Here is a 20,684-nt window from a genome sequence, read left to right on the forward strand (position 1 = left end):
TTATGGGAAAATATAAGTATTCTGAAGAAGAACAAAAGATGAATAATGTTCTGAAATATCAAGATGATCAACTTAAGGAACTATTGGCGGAGAGTCGAAGTACTCGTAATGAAACAGATGCAGAAATAGAGGCAATGGAGACTTTTTTGAGGAAAAGAGGTCTGGATCCTAGTAAAGCAGCTAAGCAAAGTACTGTTGTAGAGGCACCTAAAAAAGTAATGGTTTTACCTTCCTGGGAGAATCTTTGTGCAGAAGCAGAGTCTGTTGTCGGTGGCTCATGTGAGCTTGAATCAATATTTACTGAGGCTGAATTAAAAAGCAATGAGCTTGCAATTCAACAGTTAAATAAAGAATATAATCAGATACATAAACTTGATAAGACAGATATTGCTATAAGCGCAATTGCAGGTATTGTTGGCGCAGCAGTTGATATTCTTATGGTTGGAATTCCACAAAAAGGTCCAGAAGGCTTAGAAGCCGGTACCCTTTCAAACTTTATTAGAAAGAAATTTGATGAGGCTTTTCCAGCAGACGAAATGGAAAAATTGGCTAATTCTAAAGAGAGTAAGGTTCCCTTTGACGCGCAAGATAATAGAAATACAACAATTCGTGTTGAAGGTTTATCAGCTTATTATCATAGACTACTTTCTCTTGGCCATGATCCGTTATTGGGTTTTGTAGTTGGAGTGTTTGATATACTAACGGGAAGAATGACAACTATTGATAAGACTGGAAAATTCGTATCGCAGGTTATGGAAAACTATGCTGATAGAAAAGAAAGCAATATCTTTGCAGCATTGGCAAAACAGCTAGTTCATTTTAAATCAGATATTACTACTTCAATGGGATTGCCAGCCCCTTTAATGGGAGTGTTTAATCTATTTCAGTTTGGTAGTATTGGAGAGTATGAGCAGACTGTTGCTGAAATTGTACAGGGTATGTACTATGAAGGATATGACTTTATTCATTTCTGTTCAATGTCAATTCCTGTAATGATAACAGAAGTGATTGTCAGAATATCTTATGCGATTAAGAGAATAAACGAGGGGAAGAGTATACGTGACTCCATTCCATTTTCTTTGAATAGGGAAAAACATCCGAAATTGGCAACAATGCTTTTTATAGCACATTCCGGTGCAACAGCAATAAACGCTGGAAAAGTATATTTTACTAAGGATCCATTGGCAATAAATTATACTCAATGGATTGCTTTTGCAAAATATTCATATAAGCAGCTTAAGTGGGCCATTGTTGAAAAGCCTTTTGCAAGAGAGGCATATGTTAGCGGCAAGCTAGAGGATAGCTGGAAGGAACTTGAATCAGAAATTAGTGAGTCTTTTAATGATTTTTTAAAAGATTATTACGTGGTATTTGAATAAAAAATAGAATTGCTTTAGCAAGGTGAAGGGGGCTATAATTTGACAAGAGGAGAATTACGAAGACGCGAACAGGCAGTTGTTGCAGGATTTGTAGAAAGAGATGGAGATAAGGCTTTTAGATATGTTACGGAAATAATAGATATCCATGCGAATGATGGTGTGTTGTTTAGATTTAGACCACCCAAGACATATGAAATTGATACATTAGAATCAAAAAGAATATTCTTATGTAGACCATCAATTTATGAAGATAATGGCGATTGTGAGATACTTTTTGACATAGAAGACTTATGTAGATATTTTATGGTTGAAATGAAGCCTGATAAATATAAAAAGCTTGCAAGTTTAGTAAATAAAGATTTTTATAACTCTGTTATGGAGGCCATAGAGATTAGACCGGAATTTATAGAATTAAAAAAGAAAATACAAGATCAAGCCTTAGTTTCATGTTTTAGTGAACAATACAGTGAAAAAATGTGGGATGAGTATGCTAAGAATTCAGAAGGTATATGTTTAGTGTATAATTTAAGAGAGATTTTTATAAATTTACCTAAGAATTTGAAATTTTATCCGGTAAGGTATGTTGATGATAGAAAGAATCAATACGATATTAAGTTTACATCCCATGAATATAATAATGGTGACGATCCAGAACCTGAGCATCTGAAATTTCTTTTATCATGTTTAACAAAGGATAAAGTGCCTTATAGTAGTGAAGCTGAGTGGCGACTATTTTACGACAATGCTTCATTAAAAGATAATGAAAAAGGACAATGCTTTGATTTTGCTATAAAGCCTAAAGCGGTAATTATGGGAAGAAATATAGATAGAAATAAAGATTTTAGAAAAAGAGTTGAGGAATATGCATCTAATAATTGTATTAAGACTTTACGTGCTCAAGATATAATAATATAATTATTTTGTCCGCCGGAATGGTGCAACTTTTTGTGATTTACATATAGGGGTGCAAAAAACTATAGAAACACCAAATTGTGCGCGAATGTTAATGCGAACTAAAGTTTCAATGCATGTGTAGACTGGTGTTCTTTTGTCCAAACTGAAACAAAAGCCGGATGATTACATTAATGTCACGATTGAACTTGATGATGTGTATATAACATCTGCAGAGACTAAGGCAACATATGATGAGATAAAGAAGTATGTGGCTGAACGTAATGCCGGAATTGAAGCATTTTAAGATGAATAGTTAATAAAGAGAGGTGCATATGCTATGCCAGGTATACTCGTGGTTGAAGATGATGAAAATTTAAATCGTGGAATTACATTCTCACTGAAAAAATCCGGATATGAGGTTTTTTCAGCAGAATCAGTGAAAAAAGCGAAAAGAATTGCAAGTGATAATAATGTGGATGTTACCATTTGTGATGTGAATCTTCCGGATGGAAATGGACTGGAATTTGTAAGGTGGATGAGATGCAATTATAATACATACATTATTTGTCTTACAGCACTAGATCAGGAGATGGATCAGGTCATGGGATATGAAGCAGGGGCAGATGATTATATTACAAAGCCGTTTAGTCTTTCGGTACTTCTTTTGAAAATAGAAGCACATTTCCGCCGCAGACAGGAGAAAACGGAAGCCGGAAAGATGATTTCGGGAGATATCGTATTTATCGCAGGAGAAATGAAAGTCCTGATAAAGAGTCGTGAAATTAGTCTGACAAAAACGGAGTTGAAAATGCTGACTTTTTTTCTTCAGAATCCGAAACAGATTCTTTCAAAAACACAAATATTGGAAAATGTGTTTGAGCTGGAAGGGGATTTTGTGGATGAAAATACAATCGCTGTCAATATCAGAAGACTCCGTGAGAAAATCGAAGACAATCCGGCTGCACCGGTCTATATAAAGAATATCAGAGGTCTTGGGTATATATGGAATCAGGAGGTAAGGCAGTGACAAAGAGATATCGCAAGAAGATTACAGTAGTGCTCTCCTTGGTATTACCTGTCATATTATTGTTTGCAATATTAAATTGCTTTACCACGTATGTGTTTTATGAAGATTATAAATATAAAATGAATCTTATGACAGAAATTGCAGCAAAGGAAAAATTTTCCGGGCTGGATGCTGTTTCGGAATTGCTTAAGGATAAGGATATTGAAACCAACGAACAGGGAAGGCGATTATTGGAGCAATATGGATACTGGGGAAATAAAGGGAATGTGTTTTATTTGCAATTCCGGCATCAGGTTATGGTGACCGGTGCTGTAAGCACTGTGATATGCGTGCTTCTTTTGATTATTTTATTTTATTGGAAGAAGACAGAAGATGCGTGTCATCAGAAAATTTTAGACCAGTTAGAAGAAATTCTGATCAGATTCCGTGAAAATAAATTTGATGATTTACTTAAAACGGAAAATCACGCTGAACTGGAAAAATTGAATGACCAGCTTGAAGCAATCGGACATCATATTCAGTTGCTAAAGGAAGAAGCACGGGAAGAAAAAGAGAGCACGAAAGAAATGGTTTCTGATATCTCTCACCAGTTAAAGACACCGGTTGCAGCTTTGGATACATGTTTTAGTGTGCTGATGCAGAATGACTTAAGTGCCACAGAACAGGAGGAGTTTCGTATTCGTTGTCGGAGTGCTCTGGATGGACTGGAGACATTATTGCAGTCGCTTCTTGAAATATCCAAGATGGAAACCGGACTGATTCAGATTAATAAGAAAAAACTTTCGCTTATGGATACTGTCATATCTGCTGTGAACCGTACTTATCCAAAAGCGGATGAGAAAGAAATTGAATTCGTTTTTGACTATGCAAAAGAGCTGGAAACATGTATGGTTGTGCAGGATAAAAGGTGGCTTGGTGAAGCTGTGATCAACGTTTTGGATAATGCAATCAAGTACAGTCCGGGTGGTTCAAAAATATTTATCCGGTTACAAAAAAGAAACGATCTTGTAAGAATGGAAATTGAGGATCAGGGAATCGGTATTCCGCAGAATGAGTATCACAAAATTTTTCAACGATTTTACAGAGGAGGTTCCAGGGAGGTCAGGGAAGAGAGTGGCACGGGAATCGGACTTTTTCTATCGAGAGAAATTATCGAAAAACACGGAGGTACGATTACGGTAACCTCCGGCAAAAAGAAAAAAGGAAGCACGTTTGTGATTCAATTACCATATGTTGATTAAATTTTAAGTGAGCAGAAATCTTACAATTCTGTAAGATTTCTGCTCGTTTTTTGAAAGTGAAATGAAAGATTGTCCTGATACAATTTGGATGTAGGTTGAAAAATGACCAAATATATAAACAGGCAAAGAAAGCGTGCTGAAAAGGTACGCTTTACAGAATTGAAAAGGAGGCAACACATGAGTGTGATATTAGAAACCAAGCAGCTTTGTAAGTTTTATGGCGCAGGTGAGAATCAGGTCAAAGCGGTCAATCAGGTGGACATTCAGATTGAGCAGGGAGAATTTGTCGCAATTGTTGGAAAGTCAGGTTCCGGTAAAAGTACATTACTTCATATGCTTGGAGGGCTAGACACCCCGACAAAAGGCAGTGTTACTTTAGCAGGAAAAGATTTATACAGGATGAAGGAAGATGCCCTTGCTGTTTTCCGCAGAAGAAAAATCGGATTTGTTTTTCAGGCATTTAATCTGGTTTCATCTGTTAATGTCTGGGAAAATATTGTACTGCCACTGGGGCTGGATGGAAGAAAAGTGGATGAAGCGTATGTAAATGATATTATTGCAACTCTGGGGATTGAAAAGAGGATTTACAATCTGCCAAATCAGTTATCCGGAGGACAGCAGCAGAGAGTAGCAATTGCAAGAGCACTGGTGAATCGTCCGGAAATTATATTTGCAGATGAGCCGACAGGAAATCTTGATTCCAAGACCAGTGATGAGGTGATCGCCCTGCTTAAGATGACAGCAAAAAAATATGGACAGACAATTGTAATGATTACCCATGATGACGAAATTGCACAGGTTGCTGATCGTATTCTGGTAATTGAGGATGGACAGGTGGTGGATTTTAGATGAAGACAATAAGCAGGATTGCATATAGCAATGACAAAAAGAACAAGACAAGAAGTATACTGATTATGATGTCCATATGTCTGACTACGATGCTGCTTGTGATTATCAGTACTGTGGGAAATGGAATGATTCGTTTACAGAAAAGTCAGGCGGCAGGCTCATATGGAAGCAATTATGGTTTGTTTGTCGCAGCAGATGCCTCGCAGTTAAAGGAAGTAAGCCGACGTGCAGAAATAGATGCAATAGGAATTATGTGTACAGAAGGCATAATTAAAGGCAACGAAAACGGTGGTTTTGTCTGCATGGATGAGACTACAAGAAAAATGCTTCCTTATAATAAAGAATATGAGTTAAAGGAAGGAAAGTATCCGGAAAAAATGCAGGAAATTGCTGCCGGAAGAGCTTTTTTTCGTGCAATGGGATATGATGATGTAAAGGTCGGAGATACGGTTACACTGGATTACCGTGCAGGGATGCAGTCAGAATATAAGCCGGAAGAATTTGTTGTCAGCGGAATCCTATATGATCGGGATGAGTATACCATCGAGGCATCTTATGTTGCTTTCGGGTCACAGGAGTTTTATGATGAGCACGTCGCAGAGAATGACAGACAGTATAATATTTATTTTACTTTAAATGATTCTGCAAATGTATCTATGAATAATATTGAACCGGTTATAAAGCAGATTGCAGCAGCTTGTGGAATCGAAGAAAAAAACGTTATAGTCAATGATCTCTATTTGCAATGGGTCTTGCAGCCGAGTTATGAAACGATTGCGGTATGTGGAATTCTGATTCTTGCAATTGTACTTTTCTCTGTTGTGGTCGTTTATAATATTTTTCAGGTCGGTATTGTCAACAAGATACAGGAGTATGGAAAAATCAAGGCTCTGGGAGCGACAAAAAAGCAGATGAAACAACTGATCTTCAGAGAGGGCATTTTTTTGACCTTTTTTTCAATGCCGGTTGGATTGCTTTTTGGCTTTCTGATTGCAAAATGCGGTTTTAACTGGCTGGTAGAACAGGGAAACCTTGTATCAACCGGAACTGACTCTATGGGAGTCCAAAATCAGCAGGTGCCACTGTTTTCCCTTCCTGTTATGCTTCTATGTATTTTCGTATCATTTCTTACCGTTGCTTTGGCACTGCGTAAACCAATGAAAATTGTTTCACGGATTTCACCTATCGAAGCAACACGGTATTTAGAAAATGCAGAAACACAAAAAAAAGGAAAACGAAATGGCAGAAAAAATGTCACCGTATTTTCAATGGCAATGGCAAATGTAACGGGTAATCCCAAAAGAACTATTGGTACTATCCTCACAATGGGTTTTTCTTGCGTATTGTTTGTGACTATCTCTAATTATGTGGGAAATATTGACACGGAGCATGAAGCACGTCGTTACATAAATCATGGACAATTTGAACTGCAGCTTGACTATTCTGATGAGTATGATGAAAGATATCCGGAGAATAATCTGGATACGATTCTGACGGATAATCCATTGAATGATTCGCTGATTGAAGAAATCAAAAGCATTCCGGGAGTGACAGATGTCATAACGAGAGAGATTGTCTCTGTAAATCTGAACGGAACAAGATTTCCGGCTGATATTGTGAGTAAAAAGGATTTTGATTTTATGCGCCAAGATGGGGATATTGGCTCTATGGACTATGATCAGGCGGTAAAGAATGGTGATATTTTCTTTGGCTGGTCGGCGTGGATGGAACAAGATGGATATGCTCCGGGTGAATCCATTGCATTTGACTTTGAGAATGGAAGTGGAACCTATACCTATCAGGGGAAGATTGCAGGATCCTTTGTAAATGCGGACACTTATCTTGTCATTCCGGAAGGTGTATACCGTTCCATGCATCCGAGAGGAACAGCCTATGGCTATCTGTGGGTGGACTGTGATAAAAAAGATGTGGCATCTGTGGAACAGAGTCTGAATACTTTGATTTCTAAATCTTCACATATAAAAATGGATACTTATCATGCGCAGTTACAATATGCAGAAGTCGCAGCCCGCATGATGAAGCTTGGCTGTTATCTGTTTATGGCGGTTGTAGGACTCATCGGTTTTATGAATATGGCAAACACCATGATTATGAATATTACGACAAAAAAGCAGGAATATGGTGTATTGCAGGCTGTGGGTATGACAAATAAACAATTAAATTTATGCCTGCAGTTACAGGGACTGATTTTTACGGTTGGCACCATATGCGTAGCTTTGATCATTGGTCTGCCGCTCGGCTATGCACTTTTTTCCTATGCAAAACATAATGGAATATTTGGAATGAATATCTATCATGTTCCAATCGTACCAATTTTTATTATGATTTTTTTGGTCGGTCTGTTGCAGATTGTACTTTCCTGCGCTTTAAGCAGTAATCTGAAAAAGGAAACGCTGGTTGAAAGAATAAGGTATCAGGGATAGCAAGTAACCAGGCTGTCACTCGGACAATGAGTGACAGCTTGGTTTGCGAGTATACGTCAAAAGATTCTGTGCCCTTGTATTTTCCCTTATCAGAGTTCGTAAACTTATATGGGAATATATAACACAAGGGAAACAATAAGGGAAAGTTCACCTGAGACAAATCCAGCGTTTTCAAGGGTTTACAGAGAATTTAATAACAAAATATAACAGTTAATAAATCTCTTAAAATAGGTGAAATCTCAATCGGTATTTTTAAGGAGATAGATATAAAATGACCTTTCAATTAGTTTGTATAGAACCAAAAGAATTAACGCAATACAAGTCTGATATGCAGGAAACATTTCAGAAAGGTTTTGAAGATGCTTTCGGGAAAACAGATGCTGTTATTCTGCCTGAAAAGGACATTGACCAGTAGGTGAATGCGGAGGGTTCTGCTGTCTATAAAGCTGTTGTCGATGGAGAAATGGTGGGCGATGCAGTTGTTATTATCAATGAGAGTACACAGCATAACCATCTTGACCTGCTTTTTGTAAAGAACGGAGTTCAGAGCAATGGTATTGGTAAGAAGTGGTTCATTTCCATAAATAAAATATTGTTGAAGAAAAAGACTTTCCTCTGTATAAAATTCATCGTTTCACGTTTGGCTTATATAAATATATTTTATTACAAATTTGCCCGGCGGTATATGATATTTTGCACATTATATAAGCTTTGTAAAAACAATTTGTGCTATTTTCTGTGAAATTTCATATGTGTTCAGTAAAAATAATGTAACCATTGAAATTACATCTACTTTTTGATATGATTACTGTCAAAGTGAGGTGTTGATAATGCAGATTTCCAGCAGATTTACAATGGCAATCCATATGTTTGCCTGTATAGATACATTTTCAGACCAGAAGATGACAAGTGATTTTATGGCAACCAGTATTGGAACCAATCCGGTTATTGTCCGTAAAATATTGCAGCAGTTAAAGGCTGCCGGTCTTATTGAAGTTGCAAGAGGGACTGGTGGAGTGACGATTACCAGACCGCTTGAACAGATTACATTCCTAGATGTGTATAAGGCTGTAGAATGTGCACCGGATGAACAATTGTTTCATTTTCATGAGAAACCAAATCAGAAATGTCCTGTAGGAAAAAATATTCATCATGTTCTTGATAAGAGACTGTTAGAGGTGCAAAGAACTATGGAAGAGAAACTTTCAGAAATGACACTTGCTGATGTGAAAAAAGATATTGCAGTATATACAGAAAAAGAATAGAAGATAAGGCTTCGGATGTGATTTCCGGAGCTTTTTTGCTTGAATATCTGTTGTAATGAGAAAAGTTAAAAAATGTTTGATGTAACTATTGACGTTACAACAAATAAATGCTATAGTACACTTGCAAGATGTAACAATAAATGTTACAACAACTTATATAATTTAAGGAGGTACTATAAAATGCAGAAAGTAGTAGAATTTTTACAGAAAAACCCGGTTCAGTATTTAGCAACAGTTGGAAGAGATGGAAAGGCAAAATGTCGTCCATTCATGTTTTGTTTCGAGCAGGATGGAAAGCTTTGGTTCTGTACCAATAACACAAAGGATGTTTACAAGGATATGCAGGAAAATCCTGAGATAGAAGTTTCTGTTTCTTCTCCTGAATATGCATGGATTCGTCTTCATGGCAAAGCAGTATTTGAGAATAACATGAGCGTAAAGGAAGGATGCATGAACAATCCTATCGTTAAGGGACAGTATCAGACAGCGGATAATCCAATTTTTGAGGTGTTCTATCTTGAAAATCCTCATGGTGTGATTGCTGATTTTTCAGGAAATACACCTTATGAATTCTAACAATAGACAATCAACAGGAAAATTGAAAGGAAAGACTTTGAAATGACAAAAATGGATTATCTCAAACTTCTGGTGGATGAAATCCACTCAACAACAGTAGCTACAATAAGTTTGGATGGACACCCTCAGACAAGAATCATAGATATGATGTACTTTGATGAAGAAGGTGTATATTTCCTCACGGCAAAGGGAAAAGCATTTTATGACCAACTGATGGATCAGCAGTATGTGGCAATATCTGCAACAAAGGATAAAATAGCAGTATCCCTTCGTGGAAAAATAAAGAATATCGGGAAAAAGAATCTTGATATTATGTTTGAGAGAAATCCTTATATGAAGAAAATTTACCCCGGAGATACGAAAGAAGCAATCGAAGTATTTCAGTTGTATGAAGCACAGGGTGAATATTTTGATATCAGAAATCTATCTAATATTGTGAGGGATACTATAACAATCGGGAAAGTCGAAGCGTTTCAGACAGGTTATTTTGTTGGAAAAGACTGTATCGGATGTAAACTGTGTTATTCTGTATGCCCACAAAAGTGTATTGATATGTCATCTGTTCCGGTTGTAATCAACCAGAATCATTGTCTGCATTGCGGAAGATGTGCAGAAATATGTCCAAAGCAGTGCATTGAGAAAAGAGGTTAAGCTATGTTTTTTAAGAAAATCAGAAAAGGACATGTTGACTGGAGAAATTTTTTATGTAGTACTCCGGCAAGGGATTATGTATTTCAAAAGAATGCATATGAAGACCAGATTGGTATGGCGGCAAAATATATAAGAAATGCAGAGTGTGTTATAATCGGAGCAGGAGCCGGAGCATCTACAGCGGCAGGAATTCAGTATGGCGGTAAAAGGTTTACGGACAATTTTGCAGAATTTATAAAAAAATACGGTGGGCACTATATGACAGACATGTATGCAGCAGGATTTTATCCATATCCGTCTGAGGAGGCAAAGTGGGGATACTGGTCAAAACATGCATTGATGAACCGCTTTGCTCCTCCGGCATTACCACTTTATAAAGAACTCTATGATATTGTAAAGAATAAAGAATATTTTGTACTAACAACTAATGTAGATTACCAGTTTTATAAAGCGGGGTTTGATGAAAACAGAATATTTGCAACACAGGGAGATTATGGTAAAATACAATGCCAGAGAGGGTGTCATTCAAAGACATATGATGCGGAAGAACTGTTTAGAAAGATGGATGAAGCAAGAAAAGACTGTCTAATTCCATCAGAACTTGTACCAAAATGTCCGATGTGTGGCGGAAATATGGCTATGAACCTCCGTTGCGATAACTATTTTGTCGAAGATGAAGCGTGGCATGAGGCAGCTGACAGATATGCTGATTTTCTGGAGCAGAATAAAGACAAAAAAGTCGTGCTCCTGGAACTTGGAGTTGGATTTAATACACCAATCATCATACGCTTTCCTTTTGAAAAGATGGTGCGGGAGAATCCATCTTATAGCCTGATTCGTCTGAATATGGATGAAGCAGTCGTACCGGAAAGTTTAGGAAAACGCGCAATCGGTATCGGCGGTGGTATGGAAAAGGCAATTACAGATATAAGGGGACAGGTATTATGAACCAGAATGAGCGAAGAGAATATTTGATTAAGTATCTTTTAAAAGAAGAAATAAGGTTTGGTAGACAGAGTATTCCCGCGGATAAGCAGGGGCAGGAGAATCTGTTGCGCTCACTTATGAATGTCAGACCACCAAGACAAATAAGTCATGAATTTTTGAAAATACAGGATGAGTATCTTACTGAAAGAAATATAGAGCGTGGTATCACAGATGTTGCAACTCTTACACCTGTGAAATCCGATTCAAGATTATATATCTGGCAGGGAGATATTACCACTTTGAAATGTGACGCAATCGTAAATGCTTGCAACTCACAGATGCTTGGATGCTTTTCACCTATGCATGCCTGTATTGATAATTTTATTCATACTTATGCAGGAGTAGAGCTTCGTTTGAAAATGCATGAGATTATGACAAAGCAGGGGCATGAAGAGGAAACTGGAAAAGCAAAGATTACATCAGGATACAACCTTCCGGCAAAATATGTTCTTCACACAGTAGGACCTATCATACAATGGAAAGTTACAAGAGAAGATGAGGCTTTGCTTGCAAGTTGTTACACAGAGTGCTTAAAGCTTGCTGCTGATACAGGGGTGGAATCCATAGCATTTTGTTGCTTATCCACAGGAGTCTTTAGATTCCCACAGCAGAGGGCTGCTGAAATTGCTACGGAAACAGTAATGCAATTTTTGAAAAAAGATGACAGAATCAAAAAGGTAATATTTAATGTATTTAAGAACGAAGATTTAGAAATATACAGTCACTTGTTATAGGTATCTGTTGGAATATCTGATATATCTTAATGGGCAAAAGGAAACAGAGAAGATGTACACTTGACATTTGCTCTGTTTTTTTTATTTGCCCTTCAAAGTATGTTTATGTTATTTAGCCTAAATGTAATTAGTAGTTTCTTGCAAATTTACTGCAAAATCGTTATGATGAGTATGATGAATCAGGGATTAGAAGATGTAATTAATCGTAAACAGTTAACAATTTCGGCTATATATGCTGGTTGGTGGAATGCCGATTTATATAGTGCCATTTTTATAAATTATGCAGACATTAATAATAAAATCGGCAAAATAAGCTAGATTACATTGGCAATGAAGGATAGAAAAATATTGAATTTTGCAGTTAAGAAATTTATAGAATATTTAAAAGAAATTAATAAAGGATGGTGAAAAAATGTTATTTATATGTTATCCAAAATGTTCAACTTGCAAAAAGGCTAAAAAGTGGTTGGACGAACATAATGTGGAATACACAGAGCGTCATATAGTGGAAAACAATCCAACATATGATGAATTAAAAGAGTGGTTTAATAAAAGTGGTTTGCCAATTAAAAGATTTTTTAATACCAGCGGATTATTATATAAAGAGATGAAACTTAAAGATAAGTTGCCTACAATGAGTGAAGATAAGCAGTTACAATTATTAGCAACTAATGGCATGCTTGTGAAGCGTCCGCTTATAGTTGGAGAAAATACAGTGTTAACAGGTTTTAAGGAAAGTGAATGGAGCGAGGCAATTAAATGAGAACAGAACAGGTAACGCTAACAAATATGTGCATGGTATATGATGACAAAGGAAATGTACTTGTACAGGACAAGATAGATGAAAATTGGGGAGGCTTGACATTCCCCGGTGGTCATGTTGAAAAAGGTGAATCGTTTGTAGATTCGGTAATACGTGAAGTATATGAAGAAACCGGGTTAACAATAGAAAATCCAAGAATTTGCGGGACAAAAGATTGGCCGAGAGAAGACGGTTCGAGATACATAGTTGTATTTTATAAAACAAATAAATTCAGCGGAACCTTAAAATCATCAGATGAAGGTGAAGTAAAATGGATGCCTTTAGGGCAAATGAAGAAAGAAAAAATGGCAAGCGATATGGACGACATGCTGAAAGTTTTTCTTCAAGATGATATCAGTGAATTTCACTATGTGGTTAAAGACGGCGAGTGGAGACATGAGTTGAAATGAAAATTACTTAAAAGGTAATAGAAAAGATGAATGGAGTATAAGATTAGGTAATACCGGATATAGGGTTACTATGATTCCTTGTGATAATGAAGGACAGGAAATCACGGAAGGCGATATCTTATCTCAATGTAAAATAATTAAGATTGTAAAAGTAACGGAGGTGTCTAACCATTATGAGTAATGTGAAAAAATACAAAGATATAGTGGCATTTCACCCAGGCTATTATATTGCTGATATTATCGAGGATATGGAAGTTAGTCAGGCTGAATTTGCTAAAAGAATGGGAACAACAGCTAAAACATTAAGCAAATTGATTAACGGTCAGGCTAATATATCAAATGATTTAGCAAAGAAACTATCAGCTATGATGGGAACAAGTGTAGAAGTATGGCAGAATTTACAAAATACTTATGATAGAAAACTTATTGAAATGCAGCAGACATAAGAAAAAATTTTCCTGATATAACAATGGAGATGATGTATATTGTACCTATGTATAAAATATGTCCAAGATGCAAAAGGAGATATGCATGGAATCCTGACATAGGACGAATGTGGTGTCCGTATTGCGGACCGGGAAATACTTTAGAGGCAGGGAATATTCCATGGGTAAGAAAAATATTTAACAGGAAGAAAAAGTAAATTTTGCTAATAATTAGAATTAAGAAAAATCCTAAAATATAATATATTTATAGTTTCAAGGGGTGCAAATCAGTTATTGGTTTGCACTTTTTTTTATTAAGACGACATAAAATCCATATCAACAATAAAAACGATTTTAGTAAAAATATCTATAAAAATCGTAAAAAAACAGTAAAATTTTGATATTTTATCTAAAAATATTCTATTTTTTTTAGGGACTATAAAATTTATAATAAATTTAGTCAATGAGACAGGAAAAAAACGACAATATTAACAAATAGGAGGAATGTTTAATGAGAAAGTCAAAATTATTAACAGTTTTAGTAGCCGCAGTGCTCGGAGTATCAATGGTAGGTTGTGGAACATCTGGCGGAAGTTCAGGTGGCTCAGGTTCAGCTAGTTCAGTGGCAAATAAGGATAAACCATTATGTTGGTTTAACCGTCAGCCATCAAATAGCTCAACAGGTGAACTTGATACAACAGCACTTAATTTCAACAAAGATACATATTATGTAGGATTTGATGCTAACCAGGGTGCAGAACTTCAGGGACAGATGGTACTTGATTACATTAAGAAGAACATCGATAAAATTGATAGAAACGGAGATGGAGTAATCGGTTATGTTCTTGCAATAGGAGATATCGGACATAACGATTCAATTGCTCGTACATGTGGTGTTCGTTCAGCACTTGGAACAGCAGTTGAAAAAGCAGGAAGCGTTGATTCATCACCAGCAGGAACAAATGTTGATGGAACATCAAAGGCTGTAAAGGATGCAACTTTAGAGGTTAACGGAAAGACATACACAATCAGAGAATTAGCATCACAGGAAATGAAGAACTCAGCAGGAGCAACATGGGATGCAGCAACAGCAGGAAATGCAATTGGAACATGGACAGCTTCATTCGGAAAGCAGATTGATGTAGTTGTTTCAAATAACGATGGTATGGGAATGTCAATGTTTAATGCATGGGCTAAAGATAACAAGGTTCCAACATTTGGATACGATGCAAATAGTGATGCAGTAGCAGCTATAGCAGAAGGATACGGCGGAACAATTTCACAGCATGCAGACGTTCAGGCATATCTTACACTTAGAGTTCTTCGTAACGCACTTGATGGTGTAGATATTGATACAGGTATAGGAACACCTGATGATGCAGGTAACTGTCTCACAAAGGATGAAGATTACAGATACAGTGAAGAAGAAAGATCATATTACGCATTAAACGTTGCTGTAACAGCAGATAACTATAAAGACTTTACAGATTCAACAAAGATTTATGACAAAGTTTCAAATCAGCTTGATTCAGGCAAGAGCGCAGAAAAGAAAGTATGGCTTAACATTTACAATGCATCAGATAACTTCCTTAGTTCAACATATCAGCCATTACTTGAAAAATACGATGATCTTCTTAACCTTAAAGTAGATTACATCGGTGGTGACGGACAGACAGAATCAAATATTACTAACCGTTTAGGTAACCCAAGCGAATATGACGCATTTGCAATTAACATGGTTAAAACAGATAATGCAGCTTCATATACATCAATTCTTTCAAAATAGAATTGTAAGTTTGGATAATTTAATAAGAAGGGTGGCAGATAAAGCCTCCCTTCTTTAAAAAAGAAAGAGGAAGTGTAGATATGGTGGAAGATAAGAATGAATACATCTTGTCGATTAATGGCATGAGTAAATCATTCGGCCGAAATAAGGTTCTGAAACATATTAATTTAAATGTTAAACCGGGATCAATAATGGGCCTTATGGGTGAAAATGGAGCAGGCAAATCGACAATGATGAAGTGTCTCTTCGGAACTTACCAAAAGGACGAAGGAACTATAATATTAGATGGCAGGGAAGTTAATTTTTCCGGACCTAAAGACGCACTTGAAAATGGAGTTGCTATGGTTCATCAGGAACTTAATCAGTGTCTCGAAAGAAGCGTTGTTGACAACCTGTTTTTAGGCAGATATCCTAAGAACTCATTAGGCGTGGTTGACGAAGGTAGAATGAAAAAAGAAGCTTCCGATTTATTTAGAAAATTAGGAATTACAGTTAATATGACACAGCCAATGAAGAAAATGTCTGTATCACAGAGACAGATGTGTGAAATTGCAAAGGCTATATCATATAACTCAAAAGTAATAGTACTTGACGAACCAACATCATCATTAACAGCACCTGAAGTAGAAAAGCTGTTTAAAATGATGAGACAGTTAAAGAGTCAGGGAATTTCATTAATATATATTTCACATAAGATGGATGAAATATTTGAAATATGTGATCAAATTTCAGTTTTACGAGATGGAAGTCTGGTAATGACAAAGGACAGTAAAGATACAAACATGAATGAACTTATATCAGCAATGGTTGGTCGTTCTCTTGATAACAGATTCCCACCTGTAGATAATGAACCGGGAGAAGTAATTTTCTCAGTTGAAAACTTGTCTACTAAGTATGCACCGAAACTTCAAAATATTTCATTTGACATAAGAAAAGGTGAAATATTTGGATTTTATGGATTAGTAGGAGCCGGTCGAACAGAACTCCTTGAAACTATATTTGGTATGAGAACAAGAGCAGCCGGTAATGTAATTTATGATGGAAAGATAATGAATTTTTCATCGCCTAAAGATGCCATGGATCATGGATTTGCTTTGATAACAGAAGAAAGAAAAGCGAATGGTCTTTTCCTTAAGGGTGACATTACATTTAATACAACGATTGCAAATATGAACCATTACAAGAGAGGCATTGCATTGTCAAAGGATGATATGGTTCGTGCAACTGCAGAAGAAATAAAGGTAATGCATACTAAATGTATGGGACCTGATGATATGATTTCAAATCTTTCAGGAGGAAATCAGCAGAAAGCCATATTTGGTAAATGGCTTGAACGTTCACCAAATGTATTTATGATGGATGACCCTACAAGAGGTATTGATGTTGGTGCAAAATACGAAATTTATGAACTGATAATTAACATGGCAAAGCAGGGAAAAACAATAATAGTTGTTTCATCTGAAATGCCTGAGATTTTAGGAATTACAAATCGTATTGGTGTTATGTCTAACGGACATCTTGCAGGAATAGTTAATACAAAAGAAACAAATCAGGAAGAATTATTAAGACTTAGTGCTAAATATTTGTAGAAGAGAGGAGTATTTGATATGGCAGAAAAAGGCGTTATTCTTTCAGCTGAGGAAGAAGAAAAACTTCTTAAGCCGATAGATGAATATGTAGGTAAAATACAAAGTCAGATTGACGAATTACGCGCAGATGGTTCTGATAAAGTCAGAAGTTTAAAGAATCATATTGCTATCGTAAAAGAAAATAAAAATTTAACTAAAGAAGAAAAAGCAAAAATTATTGAAAGTGATAAGAAGGCTTTAGAACAGGCAAAAGCAGTTGAAAATTCAAATAAAGATAAGGTATCAAAACTTATTGCCCAGGCTGAAGATTATCTTTCAAAGAATTACAACAGCCAATATTACAATAGAGTAGTAGCTAGTTGTGAAAGCGAAAAAATTGATGAAAAAAACAAGTATGAAAAGACTTGCGCTGAATTGAAGACAGAACATGAAAATGCTTTAAGCAAATTGTCTGATTCAGATGAAATTAAAGATGAAAAATATGTATATAAAAATAAATTGTATGATTCAAAAATGACTCACGAGTCAAAGTGTCAGGAAATTAAAGATAGAAAACATGATGCATTTATGCATAAGTATCATTTAATTGATTTATTGCGTACATCAAAATATACATTTGCTCAGAAAACAGAGCAGCGAATTGAAAATTATAAATATACTTTCAACTTGTCACAGTTCCTATATAAAAATGGTTTGTATATTGTTATCATTTTGATATTTATTGGGTTATGCGCAATTACTCCGGTTGTTAAAAATACTCAACTCCTTACATACACAAATATACTTAACATTTTACAGCAGGCATCACCTAGAATGTTCCTTGCCCTCGGTGTTGCAGGCTTAATCCTTTTGACAGGAACTGACCTCTCGGTTGGTCGTATGGTTGGTATGGGTATGGTTGCATCAACAATCATAATGCATAACGGCATAAACACAGGTGGCGTATTTGGACATATATTTGATTTTTCAAATATGGCTCCGAGCGCAAGAGCAATTTTAGCTTTAGTTGTTTGTATAATCCTTACAACATGTTTTGCAATGATAGCCGGATTCTTTATGGCTAAGTTCAAAATGCATCCGTTCATATCAACTATGGCCAACATGCTTATTATATTTGGTCTTGTAACTTACGCAACAAAGGGTGTTTCATTTGGTGCAATCGATGCAGCAATTCCAAATATATTTATTCCTCAGATTGGAGGATTCCCAACAATTATTTTATGGGCAATAGTTGCAATAGCAGTTGTTTGGTTCATTTGGAATAAGACAACTTTTGGAAAGAATTTATTCGCAGTAGGTGGAAACCCGGAAGCAGCAGCAGTTTCAGGTATTTCAGTATTCAAAGTAACAATGGGAGCTTTCATTCTTGCAGGTATCCTTTATGGATTTGGTTCATGGCTTGAATGTAACAGAATGGTTGGTTCAGGTAGTGCAGCTTATGGACAAGGATGGGATATGGATGCTATCGCAGCCTGCGTAGTAGGTGGTGTTTCATTTACAGGTGGTATTGGTAAGATTTCAGGTGTTGTAACAGGTGTTCTTATATTTACATCTCTTACATACTCACTTACAATCCTTGGTATTGATACAAACCTTCAGTTCATTTTCGAAGGTATCATCATTCTTGCAGCAGTTACTCTTGACTGTCTCAAGTATGTACAGAAGAAATAAAATAATGAAAAATATGTCATACGGATTGTTTATTATAATACAAACTCCCACAATCCTGACATGTTAATAAATATTTTAATCATACGTTCAAAAAGTCGTTCTGATTATCTATAGGATAATGGGAACGGCTTTTGTCGTAACAAAAATGTTGACTTTTATATAAAATATTTTATTAGAATAGATTATTTGTTATAATAAATTGACAAAAGATAAACGGAAAAAATAAAATTAAAAGAGGTCGATTTTCTATTAAATATATGAAGATTGCCTGAGAAAAATATTGCATTAAATTTAGAGTGAGATAAGGAAAGTATTATGGATAAATATAAAGTTATCCTGGTTGACGATGAGGCAGAAGTTATTGATGTTATTGAACAAAAAATAGCGTGGAATGAGTTAGGCTTTGAAGTTGTCGGAAGTGCAACAAATGGAGTAAAGGCATTAGAACTTGTCGAAAAAACTCAACCGGATGTTGTTATTACAGATATTAAAATGCCATATATGGATGGACTTGAGTTGTCCAAAAGGCTTAATGATGATTATAGAAATATTCACATAATTATATTTACCGGATTTGACGAATTTGAATATGCAAAAGAGGCAGTTCATCTTGAAGTTGAAGAATATATGTTAAAACCGATAAATTCTGACGAATTAACTGAATGTTTAAAGAGAGTAAAAAACTCACTAGATTTGGAAAGAGAAGAAAAATTAAATGTTCAAAAACTTGAAAATTATTTTAATGATGTACTCCCAATTCTTCAGACAAATTTGTTTGTTTCGTTGATTGAAGGAAGAGTTGATGAAGAAGAATATGTAAAATTTGTCGATTCCTATAAAATAGATTTAAAGGGCCCGTTCTATTGTTGTGTGGTTTTCCATACATCTACACATCATGTTCCTGAAAATATGGAACCCTTGCTATTATCAATGTCTGTAGAAAGAGAAATAAAGGAAAGAATTGCGAAAAAATTTAATTGCAAAGAATTTATTTATTTGGGGAATACAGTACTAATTGTTGAATTAAGCTCTAAAGAAAAAATGGTAGAGTTTACGGATATTTGTGATAAATTCTGCAAATGGGTTAACAGAGTTATTGGTGCTGTTGTTACAGCAGGTATAGGAAGAGTATGTGATAACATATTAAACATAAACAATTCTTATGAAGGAGCAAGAGAAGCAGTATCATACAGAGTTTTATATGGAACAAACAGGGCAATTAATATTGAAGAAATTGCACCTAACGAGCAGAACATGACTTTACAGTCAGAAGATTCTAAAATGCATGATTTGTTTAAAGCGATATATTTAGGAGACAACAAATCAATAGAAGATGCGGTTAGTAAAGAAATTGAAAAATTACATAAAAATGCAAATACTGTAAGTCAGTATAATTTAGTGATTATGGAAATGGTAGGGGCATTTTATAGATTTTGTGCCAATAATTTTATAGATTTTAATGACTTTTTAGGAGATATAAATAATCCTTACGAAAGGGTGCCTCAGATGGACGAAAGCACTTTGAAAAACTGGCTTATTAAATGTTCATTAGGAGTAAGTGAAAAATTAAAAAGTGTTCGAAACAGTAAATCCAGAAGTTTGGTTAATGATGCACAAAATATAGTAACAGACAGGTATATGGAACCTGATTTATCACTGGATAAAGTATGCTCTATAATGGGAGTATCAAATTCTTACTTTTCATCTGTATTTAAGAAAGAAGTAGGTAAATCATTTGTTACATATCTTACAGATTACAGAATGGATATCGCAGCCGGATTGATACTTGATACAAATGAAAAAAGCTATAAAATAGCTGAGCAGGTAGGATATTTAGATGCAAATTATTTTAGCTATGTGTTTAAGAAGAAATTCGGAGTATCTCCATCAAAGTACAGAAATGAGAGATTAAATAAATAATATAAAACAACGTGTAGCATGAAACAATCCGTAG

21 protein-coding genes are annotated in these 20,684 nt (G+C 35.6%); all 21 read left to right on the forward strand.

Going from position 1 to position 20,684, the window contains the following annotated elements:
* The first annotated feature begins 2 nt into the window (after positions 1-2).
* Positions 3-1,379: a hypothetical protein gene (locus tag DWX29_RS08630; RefSeq protein ID WP_118565643.1), complete on the forward strand. Its 1,377-nt coding sequence runs from the start codon at positions 3-5 to the stop codon at positions 1,377-1,379.
* Positions 1,380-1,418: 39 nt separating this feature from the next.
* Positions 1,419-2,294, forward strand: coding sequence for a DUF2971 domain-containing protein (locus DWX29_RS08635; protein ID WP_118565644.1), 876 nt, complete (start codon positions 1,419-1,421; stop codon positions 2,292-2,294).
* A gap of 133 nt (positions 2,295-2,427) precedes the next feature.
* Positions 2,428-2,577 carry a hypothetical protein gene (locus DWX29_RS12690; protein WP_158574525.1) on the forward strand — a complete coding sequence of 50 codons (150 nt, stop codon included), beginning with the start codon at positions 2,428-2,430 and terminating at the stop codon, positions 2,575-2,577.
* 33 nt (positions 2,578-2,610) lie between these two features.
* The gene (locus tag DWX29_RS08640) at positions 2,611-3,300 is read left to right on the forward strand and encodes a response regulator transcription factor (RefSeq protein WP_118565645.1); all 690 of its coding nucleotides are present in this window, start codon (positions 2,611-2,613) and stop codon (positions 3,298-3,300) included.
* Complete coding sequence (locus tag DWX29_RS08645; RefSeq protein ID WP_118565646.1) at positions 3,276-4,541, forward strand: HAMP domain-containing sensor histidine kinase; 1,266 nt, start codon at positions 3,276-3,278, stop codon at positions 4,539-4,541. Before DWX29_RS08640 ends, DWX29_RS08645 begins: the two co-directional genes overlap by 25 nt.
* 177 nt (positions 4,542-4,718) lie before the next feature.
* Positions 4,719-5,393 (forward strand): ABC transporter ATP-binding protein, encoded by a 675-nt coding sequence (locus DWX29_RS08650; RefSeq protein WP_015520995.1) that lies wholly within the window; start codon positions 4,719-4,721, stop codon positions 5,391-5,393.
* On the forward strand, positions 5,390-7,834 hold the full coding sequence (locus tag DWX29_RS08655) for an ABC transporter permease (protein ID WP_118565647.1): 2,445 nt from the start codon (positions 5,390-5,392) through the stop codon (positions 7,832-7,834). The genes DWX29_RS08650 and DWX29_RS08655 overlap by 4 nt, the downstream gene beginning before the upstream one ends.
* A 271-nt stretch (positions 7,835-8,105) precedes the next feature.
* On the forward strand, positions 8,106-8,249 hold the full coding sequence (locus tag DWX29_RS12965) for a hypothetical protein (RefSeq protein ID WP_243053250.1): 144 nt from the start codon (positions 8,106-8,108) through the stop codon (positions 8,247-8,249).
* A 415-nt stretch (positions 8,250-8,664) separates the two neighbouring features.
* Complete coding sequence (locus DWX29_RS08665) at positions 8,665-9,099, forward strand: Rrf2 family transcriptional regulator (protein ID WP_118565648.1); 435 nt, start codon at positions 8,665-8,667, stop codon at positions 9,097-9,099.
* A gap of 180 nt (positions 9,100-9,279) precedes the next feature.
* Positions 9,280-9,675, forward strand: coding sequence for a pyridoxamine 5'-phosphate oxidase family protein (locus DWX29_RS08670; RefSeq protein ID WP_118565649.1), 396 nt, complete (start codon positions 9,280-9,282; stop codon positions 9,673-9,675).
* Between the two features lie 42 nt (positions 9,676-9,717).
* Positions 9,718-10,326 carry a 4Fe-4S binding protein gene (locus tag DWX29_RS08675; protein ID WP_118565650.1) on the forward strand — a complete coding sequence of 203 codons (609 nt, stop codon included), beginning with the start codon at positions 9,718-9,720 and terminating at the stop codon, positions 10,324-10,326.
* 3 nt (positions 10,327-10,329) lie between these two features.
* On the forward strand, positions 10,330-11,274 hold the full coding sequence (locus tag DWX29_RS08680) for a Sir2 silent information regulator family NAD-dependent deacetylase (RefSeq protein ID WP_118565651.1): 945 nt from the start codon (positions 10,330-10,332) through the stop codon (positions 11,272-11,274).
* A complete protein-coding gene (locus DWX29_RS08685; protein ID WP_118565652.1) occupies positions 11,271-12,047 on the forward strand; it encodes a protein-ADP-ribose hydrolase in 777 nt (258 codons plus the stop codon). Before DWX29_RS08680 ends, DWX29_RS08685 begins: the two co-directional genes overlap by 4 nt.
* A 162-nt stretch (positions 12,048-12,209) precedes the next feature.
* Positions 12,210-12,365, forward strand: a complete 156-nt coding sequence (locus DWX29_RS12695; RefSeq protein ID WP_158574526.1) for a hypothetical protein — start codon at positions 12,210-12,212, stop codon at positions 12,363-12,365.
* Between the two features lie 94 nt (positions 12,366-12,459).
* Positions 12,460-12,810 (forward strand): arsenate reductase family protein, encoded by a 351-nt coding sequence (locus tag DWX29_RS08690; RefSeq protein ID WP_118565653.1) that lies wholly within the window; start codon positions 12,460-12,462, stop codon positions 12,808-12,810.
* Positions 12,807-13,259, forward strand: a complete 453-nt coding sequence (locus DWX29_RS08695; RefSeq protein WP_118565654.1) for an 8-oxo-dGTP diphosphatase — start codon at positions 12,807-12,809, stop codon at positions 13,257-13,259. The genes DWX29_RS08690 and DWX29_RS08695 overlap by 4 nt, the downstream gene beginning before the upstream one ends.
* Positions 13,260-13,432: 173 nt before the next feature.
* On the forward strand, positions 13,433-13,705 hold the full coding sequence (locus DWX29_RS08700; protein WP_243053251.1) for a HigA family addiction module antitoxin: 273 nt from the start codon (positions 13,433-13,435) through the stop codon (positions 13,703-13,705).
* A gap of 490 nt (positions 13,706-14,195) precedes the next feature.
* Positions 14,196-15,470 carry a substrate-binding domain-containing protein gene (locus DWX29_RS08705; protein ID WP_118565655.1) on the forward strand — a complete coding sequence of 425 codons (1,275 nt, stop codon included), beginning with the start codon at positions 14,196-14,198 and terminating at the stop codon, positions 15,468-15,470.
* Positions 15,471-15,550: 80 nt separating this feature from the next.
* Complete coding sequence (locus tag DWX29_RS08710) at positions 15,551-17,059, forward strand: sugar ABC transporter ATP-binding protein (protein ID WP_022088107.1); 1,509 nt, start codon at positions 15,551-15,553, stop codon at positions 17,057-17,059.
* 18 nt (positions 17,060-17,077) lie between these two features.
* On the forward strand, positions 17,078-18,730 hold the full coding sequence (locus DWX29_RS08715) for a branched-chain amino acid ABC transporter permease (protein WP_022088106.1): 1,653 nt from the start codon (positions 17,078-17,080) through the stop codon (positions 18,728-18,730).
* Between the two features lie 315 nt (positions 18,731-19,045).
* Entirely contained in the window at positions 19,046-20,650 is a 1,605-nt protein-coding gene (locus DWX29_RS08720) for a response regulator (RefSeq protein WP_022088105.1), read from the forward strand.
* The last annotated feature ends 34 nt before the right edge of the window (positions 20,651-20,684 follow it).

Origin of the sequence: Eubacterium sp. AF19-12LB (assembly GCF_003479125.1) — a bacterium.
Lineage (GTDB): Bacteria > Bacillota > Clostridia > Lachnospirales > Lachnospiraceae > Eubacterium_U > Eubacterium_U album.